At 59.2% G+C, this 20,639-nt stretch carries 18 protein-coding genes, 3 tRNA genes and 1 pseudogene; 18 read left to right on the top strand and 4 right to left on the bottom strand.

Annotated features, from left to right (window positions below):
- The 11 genes from secG (at nucleotide 1) to KKQ10_RS18050 (ending at nucleotide 9,780) form a co-directional block, all read left to right on the top strand.
- Nucleotides 1–387 carry a preprotein translocase subunit SecG gene (gene secG / locus KKQ10_RS18100; protein ID WP_027610782.1) on the top strand — a complete coding sequence of 129 codons (387 nt, stop codon included), beginning with the start codon at nucleotides 1–3 and terminating at the stop codon, nucleotides 385–387.
- 22 nt (nucleotides 388–409) lie between these two features.
- A tRNA-Leu gene (locus tag KKQ10_RS18095) sits at nucleotides 410–495 on the top strand.
- A gap of 97 nt (nucleotides 496–592) precedes the next feature.
- Nucleotides 593–669, top strand: a tRNA-Met gene (locus tag KKQ10_RS18090).
- 138 nt (nucleotides 670–807) lie between these two features.
- On the top strand, nucleotides 808–1,266 hold the full coding sequence (gene rimP / locus KKQ10_RS18085; protein ID WP_007973115.1) for a ribosome maturation factor RimP: 459 nt from the start codon (nucleotides 808–810) through the stop codon (nucleotides 1,264–1,266).
- A gap of 47 nt (nucleotides 1,267–1,313) precedes the next feature.
- A complete protein-coding gene (gene nusA / locus KKQ10_RS18080; protein ID WP_003221546.1) occupies nucleotides 1,314–2,795 on the top strand; it encodes a transcription termination factor NusA in 1,482 nt (493 codons plus the stop codon).
- 27 nt (nucleotides 2,796–2,822) lie between these two features.
- On the top strand, nucleotides 2,823–5,342 hold the full coding sequence (gene infB / locus KKQ10_RS18075; protein ID WP_215501861.1) for a translation initiation factor IF-2: 2,520 nt from the start codon (nucleotides 2,823–2,825) through the stop codon (nucleotides 5,340–5,342).
- A 159-nt stretch (nucleotides 5,343–5,501) separates the two neighbouring features.
- Nucleotides 5,502–5,903 carry a 30S ribosome-binding factor RbfA gene (gene rbfA, locus KKQ10_RS18070; protein WP_007953741.1) on the top strand — a complete coding sequence of 134 codons (402 nt, stop codon included), beginning with the start codon at nucleotides 5,502–5,504 and terminating at the stop codon, nucleotides 5,901–5,903.
- Between the two features lie 4 nt (nucleotides 5,904–5,907).
- Nucleotides 5,908–6,825, top strand: a complete 918-nt coding sequence (gene truB, locus KKQ10_RS18065; RefSeq protein ID WP_024011571.1) for a tRNA pseudouridine(55) synthase TruB — start codon at nucleotides 5,908–5,910, stop codon at nucleotides 6,823–6,825.
- A 117-nt stretch (nucleotides 6,826–6,942) separates the two neighbouring features.
- Nucleotides 6,943–7,212: a 30S ribosomal protein S15 gene (gene rpsO, locus KKQ10_RS18060; RefSeq protein WP_003221553.1), complete on the top strand. Its 270-nt coding sequence runs from the start codon at nucleotides 6,943–6,945 to the stop codon at nucleotides 7,210–7,212.
- Nucleotides 7,213–7,405: 193 nt separating this feature from the next.
- Nucleotides 7,406–9,511, top strand: a complete 2,106-nt coding sequence (gene pnp, locus KKQ10_RS18055) for a polyribonucleotide nucleotidyltransferase (protein ID WP_007961443.1) — start codon at nucleotides 7,406–7,408, stop codon at nucleotides 9,509–9,511.
- Between the two features lie 193 nt (nucleotides 9,512–9,704).
- Nucleotides 9,705–9,780, top strand: a tRNA-Thr gene (locus tag KKQ10_RS18050).
- 7 nt (nucleotides 9,781–9,787) lie between these two features.
- Here KKQ10_RS18050 and KKQ10_RS18045 read toward each other — a convergent pair.
- Nucleotides 9,788–10,282: a hypothetical protein gene (locus tag KKQ10_RS18045; protein WP_127649849.1), complete on the bottom strand. Its 495-nt coding sequence runs from the start codon at nucleotides 10,280–10,282 to the stop codon at nucleotides 9,788–9,790.
- A 276-nt stretch (nucleotides 10,283–10,558) separates the two neighbouring features.
- Here KKQ10_RS18045 and KKQ10_RS18040 point away from each other — a divergent pair, with 276 nt between their 5' ends.
- Nucleotides 10,559–10,858 carry a DUF6388 family protein gene (locus KKQ10_RS18040; RefSeq protein WP_215501860.1) on the top strand — a complete coding sequence of 100 codons (300 nt, stop codon included), beginning with the start codon at nucleotides 10,559–10,561 and terminating at the stop codon, nucleotides 10,856–10,858.
- 86 nt (nucleotides 10,859–10,944) lie between these two features.
- Here KKQ10_RS18040 and nadC read toward each other — a convergent pair whose 3' ends face one another.
- The gene (gene nadC, locus KKQ10_RS18035; protein ID WP_215501859.1) at nucleotides 10,945–11,793 is read right to left on the bottom strand and encodes a carboxylating nicotinate-nucleotide diphosphorylase; all 849 of its coding nucleotides are present in this window, start codon (nucleotides 11,791–11,793) and stop codon (nucleotides 10,945–10,947) included.
- A 293-nt stretch (nucleotides 11,794–12,086) separates the two neighbouring features.
- On the opposite strand from nadC, the gene KKQ10_RS18030 reads away from it, so the two are divergent.
- The 6 genes and pseudogenes from KKQ10_RS18030 to KKQ10_RS18010 all read left to right on the top strand — a co-directional run bounded on the left by KKQ10_RS18030 (nucleotide 12,087) and on the right by KKQ10_RS18010 (nucleotide 18,550).
- On the top strand, nucleotides 12,087–14,273 hold the full coding sequence (locus KKQ10_RS18030) for a DUF1631 domain-containing protein (protein ID WP_215501858.1): 2,187 nt from the start codon (nucleotides 12,087–12,089) through the stop codon (nucleotides 14,271–14,273).
- A gap of 64 nt (nucleotides 14,274–14,337) precedes the next feature.
- Complete coding sequence (gene ampD / locus KKQ10_RS18025) at nucleotides 14,338–14,898, top strand: 1,6-anhydro-N-acetylmuramyl-L-alanine amidase AmpD (protein ID WP_215501857.1); 561 nt, start codon at nucleotides 14,338–14,340, stop codon at nucleotides 14,896–14,898.
- Nucleotides 14,895–15,734, top strand: coding sequence for a regulatory signaling modulator protein AmpE (gene ampE, locus KKQ10_RS18020; RefSeq protein WP_215501856.1), 840 nt, complete (start codon nucleotides 14,895–14,897; stop codon nucleotides 15,732–15,734). The genes ampD and ampE overlap by 4 nt, the downstream gene beginning before the upstream one ends.
- Before the next feature lie 254 nt (nucleotides 15,735–15,988).
- A pseudogene (locus KKQ10_RS28805) lies at nucleotides 15,989–17,080 on the top strand (methyl-accepting chemotaxis protein); the annotation flags it as partial.
- Entirely contained in the window at nucleotides 17,057–17,986 is a 930-nt protein-coding gene (locus KKQ10_RS28800; RefSeq protein ID WP_502941628.1) for a methyl-accepting chemotaxis protein, read from the top strand. The pseudogene KKQ10_RS28805 and the gene KKQ10_RS28800, both read left to right, overlap by 24 nt.
- Before the next feature lie 174 nt (nucleotides 17,987–18,160).
- A complete protein-coding gene (locus KKQ10_RS18010; RefSeq protein ID WP_215501854.1) occupies nucleotides 18,161–18,550 on the top strand; it encodes a hypothetical protein in 390 nt (129 codons plus the stop codon).
- Nucleotides 18,551–18,651: 101 nt separating this feature from the next.
- Here KKQ10_RS18010 and KKQ10_RS18005 read toward each other — a convergent pair whose 3' ends face one another.
- Nucleotides 18,652–19,428 carry a TatD family hydrolase gene (locus KKQ10_RS18005; RefSeq protein ID WP_215501853.1) on the bottom strand — a complete coding sequence of 259 codons (777 nt, stop codon included), beginning with the start codon at nucleotides 19,426–19,428 and terminating at the stop codon, nucleotides 18,652–18,654.
- A gap of 3 nt (nucleotides 19,429–19,431) precedes the next feature.
- Nucleotides 19,432–20,427: a catabolite repressor/activator gene (gene cra / locus KKQ10_RS18000; RefSeq protein ID WP_127649840.1), complete on the bottom strand. Its 996-nt coding sequence runs from the start codon at nucleotides 20,425–20,427 to the stop codon at nucleotides 19,432–19,434.
- Nucleotides 20,428–20,639 lie beyond the last annotated feature (212 nt).

Raw genomic sequence — 20,639 nt, 5'->3', positions numbered from 1 at the left:
ATGCTGGAAACAGTCGTAGTCGTTTTTCATCTGCTGGGTGCATTGGGCGTAGTTGCTCTGGTTTTGCTGCAGCAGGGTAAAGGTGCGGATGCTGGCGCGTCTTTCGGAGCAGGTGCTTCAAATACTGTGTTCGGAAGCCAAGGTTCCTCTACCTTTCTTAGTAAGTTTACTGCTATACTTGCCGCCGGTTTCTTCATAACCAGCTTGGGGTTAGGTTACTTTGCTAAAGAGAAGGCTCATCAGCTGACTCAAGCAGGTTTACCAGATCCAGCAGTGTTGGAAGTGCCTAAGCAACAACAACCGGCTTCTGATGATGTCCCGGTGCTTCAAGAGCAAAAGTCGGCTACTCCAGCGACTGACGTACCTCCAGCTCAAGAGCAGAAGTAAGAAGGGTTTCAAACGTAGTTTTGCCGAGGTGGTGGAATTGGTAGACACGCAACCTTGAGGTGGTTGTGCCCATAGGGTGTAGGGGTTCGAGTCCCCTTCTCGGTACCAATTAGTCAGGAGAGCCCGCTGTTGCGGGCTTTCTTGCAGGTGGAAGGTTACATTGACCCTATAAGGGATCGGTCGTATACTTCCGCCCCAGCTTTGTCGCGGGGTGGAGCAGTCTGGTAGCTCGTCGGGCTCATAACCCGAAGGTCGTCGGTTCAAATCCGGCCCCCGCAACCAGTTTAAGGAGCCCCTTTTAAGGGGCTTTTTGTTAGCTGGACACTTTCTACGCCGCTGTTCGACGGCGTTTCAAGGATGGGCGTTTCGCCCATTTTTTTATTTTGCATAGCATGCACATACATGCACGAGGGGGTTCAGGTGTCGAGCAAGCTAGAAGAGTTGCAGGCCTTGTTGGCCCCGGTGGTCGTGGCCCTAGGCTATGAATGCTGGGGTATTGAGTTTTCGGCTCAAGGTCGCCACTCAATGTTGCGCGTTTATATCGATAAAGAAGGCGGCGTACTGGTGGACGATTGCGCCATCGTCAGCCGTCAGATCAGCGGTGTGCTGGATGTTGAAGATCCGATCTCCGTTGAATACACCCTTGAAGTTTCCTCGCCTGGCATGGAACGCCCGCTGTTCACTCTTGAGCAGTTTGCAAAATTTGCCGGTGAACAAGTAAAGATCAAGCTGCGCTCGCCTTTTGAAGGGCGACGCAACTTTCAGGGCCTTCTGCGCGGTGTAGAAGAGCAGGACGTCGTGGTGCAGGTAGAAGACCATGAGTTCCTGTTGCCGATCGACATGATCGACAAGGCCAACATTATTCCCAGTTTTGACTGAGACGCGGATCCCGCGGATCCAATGGCTTGCGAAAGGCGAGGCGTACGATGAGCAAAGAAGTACTGCTGGTTGTTGAGTCGGTATCCAATGAAAAGGGCGTACCGGCAAGCGTAATTTTTGAAGCGCTGGAGCTGGCCCTGGCCACTGCTACCAAAAAGCGTTTTGAAGACGAAGTTGACCTGCGTGTGGAAATTAACCGCCACACCGGTTCCTACGAAACTTTCCGTCGCTGGACGGTCGTCGAAGAGAATGATCTCGATGATCCGGCCATCGAAACCTGGCCGAGCAAGGTTGCCGAAACGCATCCTGGCGCCAAGGTTGGCGACGTCGTCGAAGAAAAAATCGAATCCATCGAGTTCGGCCGCATTGCCGCACAGACTGCCAAGCAAGTCATCGTGCAGAAAGTGCGTGAAGCCGAGCGCGCTCAAGTGGTCGACGCCTATCGCGAGCGCCTGGGAGAAATCATCTCCGGCACCGTGAAAAAAGTGACCCGCGATAACGTGATCGTCGATCTGGGCAACAACGCCGAAGCGTTGCTGGCTCGTGAAGACATCATTTCTCGCGAAACCTTCCGTGTCGGTGTGCGTCTGCGTGCACTGCTCAAGGAAATCCGCACCGAGAACCGCGGCCCGCAGCTGATCCTGTCGCGTACCGCGCCGGAAATGCTGATCGAGCTGTTCCGTATCGAAGTGCCGGAAATCGCTGAAGGCCTGATCGAAGTAATGGCGGCGTCCCGTGACCCGGGTTCGCGTGCCAAGATCGCTGTCCGCTCCAAGGACAAACGCATCGACCCGCAGGGCGCGTGCATCGGGATGCGCGGTTCGCGCGTCCAGGCCGTGTCGGGCGAGTTGGGTGGCGAGCGTGTCGATATCGTCCTGTGGGACGATAACCCGGCGCAGTTCGTGATCAATGCCATGTCGCCGGCAGAAGTGGCGGCCATTATCGTTGACGAAGATGCCCACGCCATGGACATCGCCGTTGGCGCAGACAATCTGGCTCAGGCCATCGGTCGCGGTGGTCAGAACGTGCGTCTGGCAAGCCAGTTGACTGGCTGGACCCTGAACGTGATGACCGAATCGGACATCCAGGCTAAGCAACAAGCAGAAACCGGCGACATCCTGCGCAACTTCATCGACGAGCTGGAAGTCGACGAAGAACTGGCTCAGGTGCTGGTTGATGAAGGCTTCACCAGCCTGGAAGAGATTGCCTACGTACCGTTGGAAGAAATGCTCAACATCGACGGCTTTGACGAAGACATCGTCAACGAGCTTCGCGCTCGTGCCAAGGATCGTTTGTTGACCAAAGCCATCGCTACTGAGGAAAAGCTGGCAGACGCCCATCCGGCCGAAGACCTGCTCTCGCTTGAGGGTATGGACAAGGATTTGGCGATGGAACTGGCGGTGCGCGGCGTAATTACCCGCGAAGACCTGGCCGAGCAGTCTATTGACGACCTGCTCGACATCGACGGCATTGACGATGATCGTGCCGGCAAGTTGATCATGGCCGCCCGAGCCCACTGGTTCGAGTAATTAGGCGCGGCCTGAGGAGAGAAGTGCATGACGCAAGTCACGGTGAAACAACTGGCCGATGAGGTCAAAACACCGGTAGAGCGCCTGTTGCAGCAGATGCGTGAGGCAGGTCTGCCGCACACCGCCGCCGAAGAACATGTGACTGACAGTGAGAAGCAATCCCTGCTGACTCACTTGAAAAGCAGCCACAAGGCGAAAGTGGAAGAACCACGCAAGATCACGCTGCAGCGTAAAACCACCAGCACCCTGCGTGTGGCTGGTAGCAAGAGCATCAGCGTAGAAGTTCGCAAGAAGAAAGTTTTCGTACAGCGTAGCCCGGAAGAAATCGAAGCCGAGCGCCAGCGTGAACTGGAAGAGCGTCGCGCAGTAGAAAATGCTGCCCGTCAGAAGGCTGAAGAAGAAGCCAAGCAGCGCGCTGAAGAAGAAGCGCGTCGCCAGCCTGCTGCTGCGTCGAGCGCTCCTGCCGAAGCTGTTGCAGCCCCTGCGCCAGTGGCCGAACCTGTGCGCGAAGCTGCGTCGGTTGTCGCTGCTGCGCCAGCTGCCGACACTCGCAAGCGTGACGAACAGCGTCGTCCGGACAAACCACGTGCCGACGATAACAATCGTCGCGGTGGTGGCGATGGCGAGCGCAAAAACGCTCCGCATCGTGCTTCGGTCAAAGAAAAAGCGCCGGCGCCACGTGTGGCACCACGCACTACCGACGAAGAAAGCGATGGCTTCCGTCGTGGTGGTCGCGGCAAGGCCAAGCTGAAGAAGCGCAACGCTCACGGTTTCCAGAGCCCAACCGGCCCTGTCGTGCGTGAAGTGAAGATCGGCGAAACCATCACTGTTGGCGATCTCGCTCAACAGATGTCGGTCAAGGCTGCCGAAATCATCAAGTTCATGTTCAAGCTGGGTACCCCGGCCACCATCAACCAGGTACTGGATCAGGAAACTGCCCAACTGGTTGCTGAAGAACTGGGCCACAAAGTGACCCTGATCAGTGACACCGCCCTGGAAGATTCCCTGGCCGAGTCCCTGAAGTTCGAAGGTGAGGCGGTTCCTCGTGCGCCAGTCGTGACCGTAATGGGCCACGTTGACCACGGTAAGACCTCGCTGCTCGACTACATCCGTCGTGCCAAGGTAGCTGCTGGCGAAGCCGGCGGTATCACCCAGCACATCGGTGCGTACCACGTTGAAACCGAACGCGGCATGGTCACCTTCCTCGACACCCCGGGTCACGCTGCGTTTACCGCAATGCGTGCTCGTGGTGCCAAGGCGACCGACATCGTGATCCTGGTGGTTGCGGCGGACGACGGCGTGATGCCACAAACCATCGAGGCTGTTCAGCACGCTCAGGCGGCTGGCGTTCCTCTGGTGGTTGCAGTGAACAAGATCGACAAGCCAGGTGCCGACCTCGATCGCATCCGCAGCGAACTGTCGGTTCACGGCGTGACTTCCGAAGAGTGGGGTGGCGACACGCCATTCGTACCGGTTTCGGCGAAAATGGGTACCGGCGTTGACGAACTGCTCGAAGCCGTTCTGCTGCAGGCCGAAGTTCTCGAACTGACCGCCACTCCATCGGCTCCTGGCCGTGGTGTTGTCGTCGAATCGCGTCTCGACAAGGGCCGTGGCCCGGTAGCCACCGTGCTGGTTCAGGACGGTACGCTGCGTCAAGGCGACATGGTGCTGGTCGGCTCGAACTATGGCCGCGTGCGCGCCATGCTCGACGAGAACGGCAAGCCGATCAAGGAAGCAGGTCCGGCCATTCCGGTCGAGATCCTGGGTCTTGACGGTACGCCGGACGCTGGCGACGAGATGAGCGTGGTTGCCGACGAGAAGAAAGCCCGTGAAGTGGCTCTGTTCCGTCAAGGCAAGTTCCGCGAAGTCAAACTGGCTCGCGCTCACGCCGGCAAGCTGGAAAACATCTTCGAAAACATGGGCCAGGAAGAGAAGAAGACGCTCAACATCGTCCTCAAATCCGACGTCCGTGGTTCGCTGGAAGCTTTGCAGGGCGCTCTGAACGGCTTGGGCAACGACGAAGTGCAAGTGCGCGTGGTCGGTGGCGGTGTCGGTGGTATCACCGAATCCGATGCCAACCTGGCACTGGCTTCCAACGCTGTACTGTTCGGCTTCAACGTGCGTGCCGATGCTGGCGCACGGAAGATCGTCGAGCAGGAAGGTCTGGACATGCGTTACTACAACGTGATCTACGACATCATCGAAGACGTCAAGAAAGCCCTGACCGGCATGCTCGGCAGCGATGTTCGCGAGAACATCCTGGGCGTGGCCGAAGTGCGTGACGTGTTCCGTTCGCCGAAGTTTGGCGCGATCGCTGGTTGCATGGTGATCGAAGGTGTTGTGCACCGTAACCGTCCGATCCGTGTACTGCGTGAAGACATCGTTATCTTCGAAGGCGAGCTGGAATCCCTGCGCCGCTTCAAGGATGACGCTTCCGAAGTACGTGCCGGCATGGAATGCGGTATCGGCGTGAAGAGCTACAACGACGTCAAAGTCGGTGACAAGATCGAAGTCTTCGAGAAGGTTCAGGTTGCTCGCAGCCTCTAACTCGCGCACTTCAGGAGCCGTGATGGCCGGCCGCACTCTTATGTGCGGCGCATCACCCGGACTCTAAACGCAACGCCCGGTCTGGCATTTGTCAGGCCGGGCGTTTGCCGCTTTCAGACCTTGCGGGTTTCACCGCAGGGCAGTAACAGGTAACAAATCATGGCAAAAGAATACAGCCGTACCCAACGTATCGGCGATCAGATGCAGCGTGAGCTGGCCCAGCTGATCCGTCGTGAAGTCAAAGACCCGCGTGTTGGTCTGGTCACCATTACCGCAGTGGAAGTCAGCCGTGACGTCGGTCACGCGAAGATCTTCATCACCGTGATGGGGCAGGACAATGCCGAAGACATCGCGCAAAGCATCAAGGTGCTCAACGCTGCCGCAGGGTTCCTGCGCATGCAACTGGCCCGTGAAATGAAGCTGCGCAGCGTGCCGCAATTGCACTTCCACTACGACGAAAGCGTCGTGCGTGGCGCGCACTTGTCGGCCCTGATCGAGCGTGCCGTGGCTGAGGACAATCAGCACGTGGCCGCTGCTGAACCTGAAGACACCAAGGAGTAACTCGGTGGCTCAGGTCAAACGTATCCGTCGTAACGTCAGCGGTATCATCCTGCTCGACAAGCCGTTGGGGTTCACCTCCAACGCCGCGTTGCAGAAGGTTCGCTGGTTGCTCAACGCCGAGAAGGCCGGCCACACCGGCAGTCTTGACCCGCTAGCCACCGGTGTACTGCCGCTGTGCTTTGGCGAGGCAACCAAGTTCTCGCAATACCTGCTCGATTCCGACAAGGGTTATGAAACCCTGGCGCAACTGGGCAAGACCACCACCACGGCAGACGCCGAGGGTGAGGTTTTGCAGGAGCGCCCGGTGACCGTTGGTCGCGCCGATGTTGAAGCGGTTCTGCCGAAATTTCGGGGTCAAATCAGTCAGATACCGCCGATGTACTCGGCACTCAAGCGTGACGGGCAGCCGCTGTACAAGCTGGCCCGTGCAGGCGAAGTAGTGGAGCGCGAACCGCGTTCTGTTACTATTGCGCGCTTGGAATTGCTGGCCTTCGAAGGCGATACTGCGCGTCTTGCAGTGGACTGCAGCAAGGGCACCTATATTCGCACCCTGGTGGAGGATATCGGTGAGCAACTCGGTTGTGGTGCGTACGTCGCAGAACTGCGTCGTACCCAGGCCGGGCCTTTTACCCTGGCGCAGACCGTGACCCTCGAAGAGCTGGAAGCGGTACATGCCGAAGGCGGCAACGAAGCGGTCGACCGCTTCCTGATGCCATCGGACAGCGGCCTGCAGGATTGGCCGTTGCTGCACTTCTCCGAAGCGAGCGCGTTCTACTGGCTCAACGGCCAGCCGGTACGTGCCCCGGATGCTCCGAAGTTCGGCATGGTACGGGTACAGGATCACAATGGTCGCTTCATCGGTATCGGTGAAGTGAGCGAAGACGGGCGCATCGCGCCGCGTCGACTGATTCGGTCAGAATGACCGAACGAGTGTGGCTGTTAACAGGCACGGTCACTACTCATTTATAGATACAGGGATTTGTCCCTGGCCTGTTGAAGCTGTTTCTTTGAAACAGTTTCCTGATAAAAGGATTGCCTCATGGCTCTCGACGTTCAAGAAAAAGCTCAAATCGTTGCCGACTACCAGCAAGCTGTTGGTGATACTGGTTCGCCAGAAGTGCAAGTTGCACTGCTGACCGCCAACATCAACAAACTGCAAGGTCACTTCAAGGCCAACGGTAAAGACCACCACTCCCGTCGTGGTCTGATCCGCATGGTAAACCAGCGTCGTAAGCTGCTGGACTACCTGAAAGGCAAGGATCTGAGCCGTTACAGCGCTCTGATCGGCCGCCTGGGTCTGCGTCGCTAATCAGCGATTGCGCTATGAGGTTGGTTGTCTGTCAGGCATCAGCGGTTTTCCGCGGGTGGCTGGCAGGCTCCCAGCCTCAAGTTTTATCTGCACTACCGTTTTACCCGGACAGTCAGCGGGCCGATTCCCGACATTGCCCAAGAATTTCGCAAGAAACCAGTTCCCCCAAGAGCCACAAAGAAGGTAGGACACCGTGAACCCGGTAATCAAAAAATTCCAGTTCGGTCAGTCGACCGTTACCCTCGAGACTGGCCGTATCGCCCGTCAGGCCTCCGGCGCAGTATTGGTCACCGTTGACGACGACGTCAGCGTATTGGTGACCGTAGTCGGTGCCAAGCAAGCCGATCCAGGCAAGGGCTTCTTCCCTCTGTCCGTTCACTACCAGGAAAAGACTTACGCTGCCGGTAAGATCCCTGGCGGTTTCTTCAAGCGTGAAGGCCGTCCTTCCGAGAAAGAAACCCTGACTTCCCGACTGATCGACCGTCCGATCCGTCCGCTGTTCCCAGAAGGCTTCATGAACGAAGTGCAGGTTGTCTGCACCGTCGTTTCCACCAGCAAGAAGACCGATCCGGACATCGCTGCGATGATCGGTACCTCGGCTGCCCTGGCAATCTCGGGCATTCCGTTCGACGGCCCGATCGGCGCCGCTCGCGTTGCTTTCCACGAAAGCACCGGCTACCTGCTGAACCCTACTTACGAGCAGCAAGCTGCTTCGAGCCTGGACATGGTCGTTGCCGGTACTTCGGACGCCGTACTGATGGTTGAATCGGAAGCCAAAGAGCTGACTGAAGACCAGATGCTGGGCGCGGTACTGTTCGCTCACGACGAGTTCCAGGTGGTGATCAACGCCGTTAAAGAACTGGCCGCCGAAGCTGCCAAGCCAACCTGGACCTGGGCTCCTGCTCCAGAAGCCACCGAGCTGCTGGGCGCGATCCGTGCCGAGTTCGGCGAAGCGATCTCCCAGGCTTACACCATCACCGTCAAGGCTGACCGCTACGCGCGTCTGGGCGAGCTGAAAGACCAGGTCGTTGCCAAGCTGTCCGGCGAAGAAGGCCAGCCTTCGGCTGCCGACGTCAAAGCGGCTTTCGGTGAAATCGAATACCGCACCGTTCGCGAAAACATCGTTAACGGCAAGCCACGTATCGACGGCCGCGACACCCGCACCGTACGTCCGCTGAACATCGAAGTCGGCGTTCTGCCGAAGACTCACGGTTCGGCCCTGTTCACCCGTGGCGAAACCCAGGCTCTGGTCGTTGCAACGCTGGGTACTGCCCGTGACGCACAGTTGCTGGACACCCTGGAAGGCGAGAAAAAAGACCCGTTCATGCTGCACTACAACTTCCCTCCGTTCTCGGTGGGCGAGTGTGGTCGCATGGGTGGTGCTGGTCGTCGTGAAATCGGTCACGGCCGTCTGGCCCGTCGTTCGGTTTCGGCTATGCTGCCGGCCGCCGACGTGTTCCCGTACACCATTCGTGTGGTGTCGGAAATCACCGAATCCAACGGTTCGAGCTCGATGGCTTCCGTTTGCGGCGCTTCCCTGGCTCTGATGGACGCTGGCGTTCCAATGAAAGCGCCGGTTGCCGGTATCGCCATGGGTCTGGTTAAAGAAGGCGAGAAGTTCGCCGTCCTGACCGACATCCTGGGTGACGAAGACCACCTGGGCGACATGGACTTCAAGGTAGCCGGTACCGCCAAAGGCGTCACCGCGCTGCAGATGGACATCAAGATCAAGGGCATCACCGAAGAGATCATGGAAATCGCTCTGGGCCAAGCCCTGGAAGCGCGCCTGAACATCCTCGGCCAGATGAACCAGATCATTGGCCAGTCGCGTACCGAACTGTCGGCCAACGCTCCGACCATGATTGCGATGAAGATCGACACCGACAAGATCCGTGACGTTATCGGTAAAGGTGGCGCGACCATCCGTGCGATCTGCGAAGAGACCAAGGCTTCGATCGACATCGAAGACGACGGCTCGATCAAGATCTTCGGCGAAACCAAGGATGCCGCAGAAGCTGCTCGTCAGCGCGTTCTGAGCATCACTGCAGAAGCTGAGATCGGCAAGATCTACGTCGGCAAGGTTGAGCGCATCGTCGACTTCGGCGCATTCGTCAACATCCTGCCGGGCAAGGACGGTCTGGTGCACATCTCGATGCTGAGCGACGCTCGCGTAGAGAAAGTCACCGACATCCTGAAAGAAGGTCAGGAAGTGGAAGTGCTGGTACTGGACGTGGACAACCGCGGCCGTATCAAGCTGTCCATCAAAGACGTGGCAGCTGCCAAGGCTTCGGGCGTTTAATTACCCCCAGGCTTTAGCGCAATAAAAATGCCCCGCCGTGAAAACGGCGGGGCATTTTTTTGTCTGCCATAAAGATCAAAAGATCGCAGCCTGCGGCAGCGCCTACCAAACGATGTGATAACCCGATCCTGTAGGAGCTGCCGCAGGCTGCGATCTTTGCTTTTGTGAAAACCGGTGCTAGGTTTAGCCCACCGCCCGTGTAGCTCAGCCGGTAGAGCAGCGCACTCGTAACGCGAAGGTCGCAGGTTCGATTCCTGTCTCGGGCACCACTTCCCCTTATTTCACCTTGCGGCTCAGATCCTCAACGGTACGCTTGAGCTGATCCATGGCGCGATCCTGATCGTTGATTTTCTGCTTCAGGCTGGAAATGTCGCTGCTGGCCGAGTTCGAACTCGAGCCGCTGTTGCGCTTGAGATCTTCGACCTGGCGTCCGAGGGTATCCAGCTGGCGGTCCTGTTCCTTGACCTTGCTCTTCAGGTCATCGATTTCCTTACTGCTGGAATTCGAGCTGGAACCGCTGCTGCGTTTGAGTTCTTCAATCTGGCGTGACTGGTCACGGACGGTATCGCGGATCTTTTGCAGTTCATCGATGCTGATATCGCTTTTGATGACAACGTCTTTGCCGTAATCGCTGTGAATCAGCGAAACCTTGTCGCCATAGGACGAGCTGCTGTTGCTCAGTTCAAGCGCCATGGCGCTTGCCGGCAACAGCATGGCGGCGAGCAAGGTACTGGCAGACACAACGGAACAAATCTTCGAAAAGCTGCGCATCACTGGTTTTCCTTGTGAACAGCGAGGGTGAGTGCCGAAGTGGCACAACGCTATGACTTGGAATCCGGATTTATGTTCCGCAGGTCAACTTTTTGTGCGAGAGATGTAAAGAGCCGTGTAATTCGTCACGCAAACGTCCTATATTCGGTACCTGCATGAGCATCGCTTAGCAGTTTTCAGATGATCCCGAATGGTTCCGAAGGCCGGACAATCCGCGTCAGAGAGATCCTTGATGATCCAGATCCATCCTCCATTCTTACGATCAGCGAGAACGCCATGACCGAATTAACTCAAGAGAAACGTCACGAACTAGCGCTGGAAAAATACATTCTGGACGTTCCGGATCTGAAAGAAGAGATCAAGGACCTGAGTCCTGATGATCAGAAAGACCAGATCCAGTGGGCGTTCGAAGACGAAGCCGAAGCCCAGGGCTTGCAGCCGTGGGAGTTGACGCTCAAGTACACCAGCACCCCTGAGGAGTTCGAGGCGCAGCGTCTCGTGCTGCACAAGGAGGCGGCCGAAGTACTGGGCGTCGAGTGGCAAGAGTACTGCGAGATGAACAATCTCGTCGTGTAAGAGCAGCTACGAGTTTCAAGCGGCAAGCTGCAAGTCAAAGCAGAATCGCTCTGGCTTGCAGCTTGTAGCTCGCATCTTGCTGATGTTTAAAGGCTCAGGCGCATCGACAGATCCACCGCCTTCACATCCTTGGTCATCGCGCCGATCGAGATGTAGTCCACCCCGGTCTCGGCGATCGGCAGCAGCGTGCTTTCGTTGATGCCGCCGCTGGCCTCCAGTCTGGCCTTGCCGCCGTTCAGGCGCACGGCTTCGCGCATGTCGTCCAGGCTCAGTTCGTCGAGCATGATGATGTCGGCGCCGGCTGCCAGCGCTTCCTTCAGCTCTTCCAGGCTTTCCACTTCGACTTCCACCGGTTTGCCCGGCGCGATCTTGTGCGCGGCGGCGATGGCCTGCGCGATGCCACCGCTGGCGGCAATGTGGTTTTCCTTGATCAGGAAGGCGTCGTAGAGGCCGATGCGGTGGTTGTGGCAGCCGCCGCAGGTCACCGCGTATTTCTGCGCCAGACGCAGGCCCGGCAGGGTTTTGCGGGTGTCCAGCAGCTTGACCTGAGTCTGGGCCACGAAGTCTGCCAGGTACTGCGCCCGTGTTGCCACGCCGGACAGCAGTTGCAGGAAGTTCAGCGCACTGCGCTCGCCGGTCAGCAGTGAACGGGCCGGACCTTCCAGATGAAACAGTGGCTGATTGGGTTTGACCCGTTCGCCGTCACGCACCTGCCAATGCACCGCGACGCGCGGATCGAGCTGGCGGAACACAGTGTCGACCCACGCTGTACCGCAGATGACGGCGTCGTCGCGAGTGATGATGGTGGCTTTGGCCAGACGTTCGGCGGGGATCAGTTGCGCGGTGATGTCGCCGCTGCCGACGTCTTCGAGCAACGCACGGCGCACGTTGGCTTCGATTTCGGCGGTCAAATCGGCGAGACGTAGATTCGGCATAACGGGCTCCACAAACTAAGTGCGCCGATTATAGGGGCATGGCAGGAGCCAACCCAAGGCAAGAACTCGCGTGCCTGGCTGCATCTGGTCGATTTTCTGTGAGCAAAGCACCGGTATTCGTGGTCACTGGTAGGTGTCGCAGGCATAGGGGAAACCCTGATGCCTCTGGCGCCCGGGACAAGTTCTGCAAGATAATCCGCCTTGCATTTGACGTCATAGCTTTGACGTCTGCCCGTTCCCACAGGTAATTGTGTTGTAACTGACCAGTGGGATCACCGTTTCAGGAGGCTTGGATGCACAACGACGGGAATGTAGTGCCTTTGCACAAGGCTGCTACCGATCAGGCGAATCACTCGCCGCTCGCCCGCCTGCCTGTGATTCTGCTTCAGGTCCGCGACAAGGCGGCCCAGCGACTGCGCCATGGTTTGCAGGAATTGTTCGATAACGCCGACGACACTCTGTTCGAGATGGCCGACCGGGCGCGTAACGACATCGAACAGAACATCTTCTTCGAAGCCATGCGCGATCTGCGCCTCAAGCGCAAAAACATCGAACGCGGGTTTCTCGAACAATTCTTCGAAGCCTTTGTTGCCCTCATCCAGTACGACGCCGTACAGCACACGTTGCCCGATTCACTGATGTTTGAAGAGTCGGCTCCGCGCACCGATGACATGGAGCGCAACGTCGCGGTCGAGACCATGGTCGGCCGGGTGCTCAAGCGTGACGGCTTTGCCCTCGACCAGTTGACTGAGCGGCTCAACGCGCTGCTTGGCAAAAACATCGACGATCAGTACAACCCGCTCGGCCCTGCCATGCTCTGCGAATATTTCCTGCAGGCCGCCCGTAACCTCGGCGTGGAGATCAAGGTCAAGCTGATCCTGCTCAAACTGTTCGAGCGCTATGTGCTGGCCGACACCGAGCCGTTGTACGCCGAGGCCAATCAATTGTTGATCGCCACCGGTGTGTTGCCCGAATTGAAGCCGGCACCGGCGCGCCGTGCGATCGAGCGTGCGGCGGCGAGCATCAGCAGCGAAGAGAGTGATGAGCCTGCGCACACCGACGAAGGCGTGCAGGAAGTCTTCGCGACGTTGCAGGAACTGCTACTGCATGTGCGCGGCAGTGTCGCCCCGACCCTGGAACCGAGCGTTGCAACGCAGCCGATCAGCACCCGCGACCTGCTGCGCCTGCTCTCGCACCTGCAGCAATACGTCCCGGTACTGGCGGCGCAGGACGACTTCGATCTGCGCAACCAGCTCGAACAATTGCTGACCCGGGTCAGCGTCAGGAGCGGCAAGTCGCGCATCGTTGACGGCGCCGACGAGGACGTGATCAACCTGATCGCCATGGTCTTCGATTGCATCCTTGAGGACCGCAACCTGCCAGATTCGCTCAAGGCGCTGATCGCCCGTCTGCAGATTCCGATGCTCAAAGTGGCGGTGCTCGACAAGAGCTTCTTCAGCCGCAGCAGCCACCCGGCGCGGCGCCTGCTCAATGAGATCGCCGATGCGGCCATGGGCTGGGGCGATTGCAACAGCGAGGCGCGCGACAGTCTGTATCTGCGCATCGAGCAAGTGGTGCAGCGCTTGCTGAGCGACTTTGTCGACGATCCGGCGATCTTCTGCGAATTGCTCGCTGACTTTCTGGCCTTCACCAGCGATGAGCGTCGGCGCAGTGAATTGCTTGAGCAGCGTTTGCGCGATGCCGAAGAGGGGCGGGCGAGAACCGAACTGGCCCGCCAGCGAGTCGAGCAGGCGTTGAATCAGGCGTTGCTGGGTAAAGCCCTGCCGCCATCGGTGGTGACGTTTGTGCACGATGCCTGGAGCAAGGTGCTGTTGCTGACATGCCTCAAGCATGGCGAGCAGTCCGCCCAATGGCAGGCCGATGTGCAGACCATGGAGCAACTGATCTGGAGCGTGCAGCGGCATGACGAGGCGGATGCGGGCCTGCGTTTGCTGGCGCTGGTTCCGGGCTTGCTCAAGTCACTGCGCGATGGCCTGAGCAGTGCGGCGTTCGATCCATTCGCCACCAGCGAATTTTTCAGCGAACTGGAAGCGCTGCATGTACGGATGCTCGAACCCTCTGCCGAGCAGGATACGGCCGACACCGCGGCGTTGGTCGAGGTGTCGCAGCACATTACTCTGCGCACGGCCGACGAGGGCTCAGGCAGCCTGAACCCGACAGGTCTTGCCCATGATGACGCGGGTTTGCGGCAGGTGGATCAATTGCGCCTGGGCAGTTGGGTCGCGTTCGAGGAAGACGACGAACACACCCTGCGCTGCAAGCTGGCAGCGATCATCGAAACCACTGGCAAGTACGTGTTTGTCGACCGTACCGGAATGAAAGTACGGGAGCGCAGCCGCATTGGCCTGGCCCTGGAGTTCCGCCGCGGTGCGGTGCGGGCGCTGGACGATACCTTGCTGTTCGACCGGGCGCTGGAGTCGGTGCTCGGCAATCTGCGGCGACTCAATCGCGGCAAGTGATCGCGCGTCGGGGGCCGATCGCGGCATACTGGGCGCCAACACAGTCGGCGTTGAAGGAATCGGTATGCAGTTGGATCCCGCTAGCGGGTGGTGTCAGGGGGTGCAGGTCTGCCCATCGCCCAACTTCAATGAGCGCCCTGCGGGCGAAATTTCCCTGTTGGTGATTCACAACATCAGTCTGCCACCGGCGCAGTTCGCCACCGGCAAGGTGCAGGCATTTTTTCAGAACCGTCTGGATGTCACCGAGCATCCCTATTTTGCAGGGATCGCCGACCTGCGCGTCTCGGCGCATTTTCTGATCGAACGTGACGGCACCGTCACCCAGTTTGTCTCCTGTCTTGAGCGGGCGTGGCATGCTGGCGTGTCGATGTTTGAAGGCCGCGAAACCTGTAACGATTTTTCCGTGGGCATCGAGCTCGAAGGTACCGATGATCTGCCCTTTACCGATGCGCAGTATCAGGCGTTGATCACGCTGACTCGTCAGCTGCAAGCAGCATTTCCGGCTATCACCGGCGCCCGTATCTGCGGGCACAGCGACATCGCACCCGGGCGCAAGACCGATCCTGGCCCGGCATTCGACTGGGCGCGTTACCGCGCCGCCCTGGCACAAGAGGAAGGACAATGAGTTTTCTGGTGTTACTGCTGGCGGTCTGGATCGAGAAATTCTCGGCCCTGCGCCATCGGGTTCAACGCGATGGCGGATGGATCCGCGAACTGCACAAACTCGAAACCAGCGCGCGTCTGGCCAAGCGGCCATGGTGGGTGCTGACCATTCTGGTGTTGCTGCCGGTGGCGCTGCTCGGCTTGTTGCTGCTGGTGCTGGAACCCGTGGCGTACGGCTTGCTGGCCTTGCCGGTGCACTTGCTGGTGGTGATTTACGCCTTGGGCCGCGGTGATCTGCTCGGCGGTCTCGGGCCGTTTCGTGACGCCTGGCGCCGCGAAGACCTGCAAGCCGCCGCGCATGTGGCCAAGCGTGACCTGGACATCTGCGCCGACAGCGGCGAACAGTTGCTGGATCGGGTCCAGGGCCACCTGTTGTGGGAGGCCTATCAGAGCTTCTTCGCGGTGATCTTCTGGTACTTCGTGCTCGGTCCGGTGGCGGCGCTGGCCTATCGCTTGCTGGCACTGGCGCAGGAGCACGGCCAGAATCCTGCCTTGGTGGAAAGGGCGGGGCAGTTGCGCCATGCCTTCGACTGGGTGCCGGTGCGCCTGCTCTCCGCCAGTTTCGCCCTGGTCGGCAACTTTGTCGCGGTCAGCCGGGTGATGTTGCACGAGCTGCTGAACTGGAACATCAGCGCTGCACAACTGATCAACAAGGTCGGGCTGGCAGCCGGCGAGATTCCGCCGCCGGTGGTCGGGCCTGAAGGCATCAACACCCTCGATTGCCTGTGGGAACTGCTGCTGCGCGCGGCGGTGCTGTGGTATGCCGGGTTTGCCTTGTGGACTGTGCTGGTTCACTGATTTCAAAGCATGATCAAAAGATCGTAGCCTGCGGCAACTCCTACATAGGGATCGTGGTTTTCCTGTAGGAGCTGCCGAAGGCTGCGATCTTTTTTGTCGTTAACCTTAAGTTACAAAACCTCCCCTCGATTTGAGCTATACAGAGACAGCGCCCGATAGTGGCTATCTGCTGTCGCCCCGCGCCTGCCAATAAAAACAAGAAAAACCAAGGGAGACTTCCAGTGAAGAGCTTGCTCTATCCCGCCGTCTCGCTGATGAACCGTCTGAGCTTCGGCATGAAGTTCAGTTTGATCAGCGTGCTGTTCCTGGTGCCGATGCTGGTGACCAATTTCTATCTGGTGCGCGATTCCTATCGCGAATTCCAGGGCACCCGGGTCGAATTGCAAAGCCTCGACCTGCTGGGCAGCAGCCTGACCCTGCGCCGGGATCTGGAAACCCTCAATAATCGAGTGCAGATTAATGTCGTCCTCGGCCAGTCCGGTAAGGCCGACAATCTCGAGTCGCAGATCAGCAGCCTCGAACAAACCGTGCTGACACGCCTGCAAGGCCTGAAGGCGACCACTGAGGATCCCGAGCAGATCAAGGTGTTCGATGGCAAACGCGATGAAATGATCAGCGCGTTCAAGGCCCAGCAGGCGGAAAGCTCACTGCAAAGCAAAAGCGGGATAATCGGCAAACTGCTCGGCAACGCGCAGATCTTCAGCCAGATCATCGCCAGTCAGGCCGGTCTGAGCCGTGACAATCAGAGCGACATCCGTCAGCTCAGCGAGCTGGTCACCAACATCACCCCCGCCGTGACCCAGACCCTCGGCGAAGGCCGGGCCATCGGTTCGTATTCATTGGGTCAGGGCTTTCTCAACAGCTCGTCGAGCACCCGGTTTGACGAGCTGCTGGCGCAGATCGAAAAACTTCAAGCCGAATACGCGCTGAAACTGGCGGACGCCCTCGACTCCAGCCAAGCCGCGCGTGCCGGCCTCAGCGCGCCGGCCGACAGCAGCAAGGCGTCGCTCAAACAGGCCAGCGAGTTGTTTGAAGAGAGAGTCGTGGTGGCCGAAACCCTTGATACCCCGTGGCAGGCGTTCTACGACCAGGTCACCGGGCTGATGGACATGACGTACCAGCTCAACGACGCGACCCTGAAATTCCTCGATACCCAACTGCAACAGCGCCTGGCGCAGAACCGCACACACATGGTGCTGCAAGCCGTGGCGTTGTCGGTGGTGTTCGTGCTGATTTTCTATCTCTACGGCGGTTTCTACGCCTCGACCCGCACCACGCTCAAGCGCCTGGGCGCGATGATGGACAAGGTCGCCGCCGGTGACATGACGGTCAACTTCGTCGCGCAGAGCCGTGATGAACTCGGCGAGTTGGGCGAGGTGTTCAATGGCACGGTCAGAAAGATCCATGACCTGATCGAACGGGTCGGCCACACCGTGAGCGAAGTCGAGCGCCAGGCCGGGCAGGTGGAAAATGTTTCCGCGCAGAGCAACCAGGCCGTCGCCGGACAGCGCACGCAGATCGAGCAAGTCGCGACCGCGATGAATCAGATGTCGGCGACCTCGCTGGAAGTGGCGCGCAGCGCGGCGGCCGCGGTGAGCAGCGCCCACAGCGTCAACGATGAAACCGTCAGCGGTCGCACACTGGTGGAGTCGCAGCAGGGCAGCATTGCCGCGTTGGCCAGCGAGATCGATCAGTCAGTGCGAGTGATCAACCAACTGGCCAGTGACAGTCAGTCGATCAGCCGCGTACTGGAAGTGATCAAGAGCATCGCCGAGCAAACCAATCTGCTGGCGCTCAACGCCGCCATCGAAGCGGCCCGCGCCGGTGAGCAGGGTCGTGGCTTCGCCGTGGTCGCGGACGAAGTGCGTACTTTGGCCAAACGCACCCAGCAATCGACCGAAGAGATCGAGCAGATGATTGCCAGGCTGCACGGTGGGGTCGGCGCAGCGGTGAAAGCCATGGGCGTCAGCCATCAGATGGCCAGCGGCACGGTCGGGCAGTCGGAAAAGGTCCAGCAGGCGCTGGAAAACATTCTGGGGGCGGTGGGCATGATCGTCGATCAGAACCAGCAGATCGCCGCTGCCGTGGAACAACAGACCGCCGTGGCGCACGATATCGACCAGAACATCGTCGAGATCAACCGCGCCGGCGAGCGCACGGCCCAAGGCGCGTATCAGACGGAGGAGGCCAGCCGCGCGTTGTCGGCGCAGGTGGTGGAGCTCAAGCAACTGATCAGCGCATTCCGCGTCTGAGTTGCCTCATGTGGGAGCGAGCCTGCAGGTTTGGGGGCAGGGCAATGTCAGAACATTCTGTAATGCGTTGATACTTACGCTTGTAAGCCAATTCCTGTTTTCTTTCGGCGGCTGGCTTTTCGTCACTGATGAGCCAGTATTCCTGTTCCATTGATTGCGTCGAGGAGGCCGCTCATGTCCGTTGCAACCCTGGGAGTCCAGGGCCGTTGTGCTCATTGTCAGACCACGCAGTTGCTCAAGCCGTGGCAACTCAACGCCATCGCGATCAACGAACCGTTCACCTGTGCGCACTGCCAGAACCCCCTGGAGCTGCGCTGCCCGAAACAGATCAAACGCTTCAAATCCCTCGATTCGCTGGGACTGCTGCGCTTCAGTGCATCGGTGACGGTGTGCACTGCGTTGCTGGTGGCGCTGGTCATGGAATGGATCGGGCTGCTCAGCGTGACTGAACAGCTGAACGCGTCACTGATCGTGATTTTCGTGTACTTCGCGACGGTGCGTTTTGTGCGTCGTCGCCAGCACATGACTTTGATTCTCGACGCGGCAAAGGCCCACGGCAACTGACTGTAGGAGCTGTCGAGTGAAACGAACCTGCGATCTTTTGATCTTGTTTCAGGGCCGGGATCAAAGGATCGCAGCGTGCCGCAGCTCCTACAGAGGGCGTATTACCAGCCGAATACTTCGCAGCAGTTGGCAGTGCTTGAGGCGGCCAGTTGATCTGGACTGGTTTTCATCAATTCAGCCAGCGCCGTGCAGATCGCCGGCAGGTGAGCGGGGCTGTTGCGCTGGCCGGGAAACATCGCTGGCGCCATGTCCGGCGAATCGGTTTCCAGCACGACCGACTCCAGCGGCAGATCCGCCAGCACCCGATGCATGCGCAACGCCTGCGGCCAGGTCGGCGCACCACCCAGCCCCAGTTTGAAACCGAGTTTGATGTATTCGCGCGCCTCTTCGCGGCTGCCGGCGAAGGCGTGGATGATGCCGGCACGTTTGAGCTTGAAGCGCTTGAGCGTGGCGATCACCGCCGCGTGGCTGCGGCGTACGTGAATCAGCGCCGGCAGTTCGAAATCCGCCGCCAGTTGCAGCTGCGCGTCGAACAGCGCCTGCTGGCGTTCGCGGTCGAGGGTTTCGATGAAGTAATCCAGGCCGATCTCGCCCACCGCGCATAACTGTCGATGGCCGCGCAGGCGCGTCAGCCAGTCGCCCAGCGCGGTCAGGTCCTGCGGGCGATGCTGATCGAGATACACCGGGTGCAGACCGAATGCTGCGAACAGATCGGCGTCGCTCTGCACCAGATCCCACACCCGTTGCCAGTTACCCTCATGGACCCCCAGCACCACCATCCGCCGCACGCCGAGCGCACGGCTTTCGGCGAGCAACGCCGAACGATCGGCGTCGAAGTCGGGGAAGTCGAGGTGGGTGTGGCTGTCGATCAGCTCCACGGTTCAGTCCCGGTGAATACGCTGCTTGAAGGTACGGGCGATGGCCTGCACGCCGGGCTTGTATTCGGATTGCTCGACGGCGGCCAGTGCCAGCTCCAGCGCCTTGTCGGCGATCAACTGGTGCTGCTGGGCCATGGCGTTGACCGGCAGCGGCAGGAAGTCGAGCAACTGCGTGTCACCGAAGGTGCCGAGGCGCAGTGGCCGGGATTTGAGCGGGAAATCATGCAGCGCATCGAACACGCCCTGCAGCAGCACGTAAGACGTGGTGACCAGCGCGTCCGGCAAATGCCCCAGACGCTGCAGGAGTTCTTCCATCAACTGCTTGCCGCACTCGCGGCTGAACGATTCGGCGTGCTCGATCAGCACTTCGCCTTTGAAGTCGACGAGGGCCTGTTTGAAGCCGGCGGCACGTTCCTGGCTGATGCTCAGTTCCGGGCGCGCACCGAGCAGCACGATCTGCTTCGGCTGTGGGTCGAGCAGGCTCTGGGTCAGGTGCAGGCTGGCTTCGCGGTCGTCACTGATAACCGAGCAGAAATGCTCCGGTTCCATGACCCGGTCGATGGCGATGATCGGCAAACCCTTGGCCTGCAACTGGCGGTAGCTGTCGTCACCGGCCGGCAGGCAACTGGCGACGATCAGCGCATCGCAGCGGCGGGCGCGGAACAGTTGCAGCAACTGGCGCTCGCTGTCCGGCGCATCGTCGGAGCTGGCGATCAGCAACTGATAGCCACGCGCCCGCGCACCTTGCTCCAGCAGTTTGGCGATTCGCGCGTAACTGGGGTTTTCCAGGTCCGGCAGGATAAACCCCAGGGTACGGGTGTGCCGACTGCGCAGCCCGGCCGCTTGCGGGTTGGGCGTGAAGCCGTGTTGTTCGACGACCGTACGCACCCGCTCGACCGTGGCGTTGCTGATGCGTTGCTGTTCGGCCTTGCCGTTGATGACGTAGCTGGCGGTGGTCACGGACACTCCGGCCAACCGCGCGATATCACTGAGTTTCAACCCGGTATTTCCTTGTTTTTTCGAGCTAGCCCCGACATTTTCGCCAATCCTAACCGATTAGGGCAGGCGACGATTGTCGCAGCGCATCCGACAAGTTGGACTTCAAGGATGAGACATTATCGAGTAACGTGCCGATCAATCTAGATTAAACGTTTCAGCAAGCGTATTTTCTACGTTTTAGACGCCTTTGGCCGGTTCTGCCGTGAAACCGC

Source organism: Pseudomonas sp. MG-9 (assembly GCF_018729515.1).
In the GTDB taxonomy this organism is placed as follows: domain Bacteria; phylum Pseudomonadota; class Gammaproteobacteria; order Pseudomonadales; family Pseudomonadaceae; genus Aquipseudomonas; species Aquipseudomonas serboccidentalis.
This window is presented reverse-complemented; position numbering and strand designations above follow the sequence as displayed.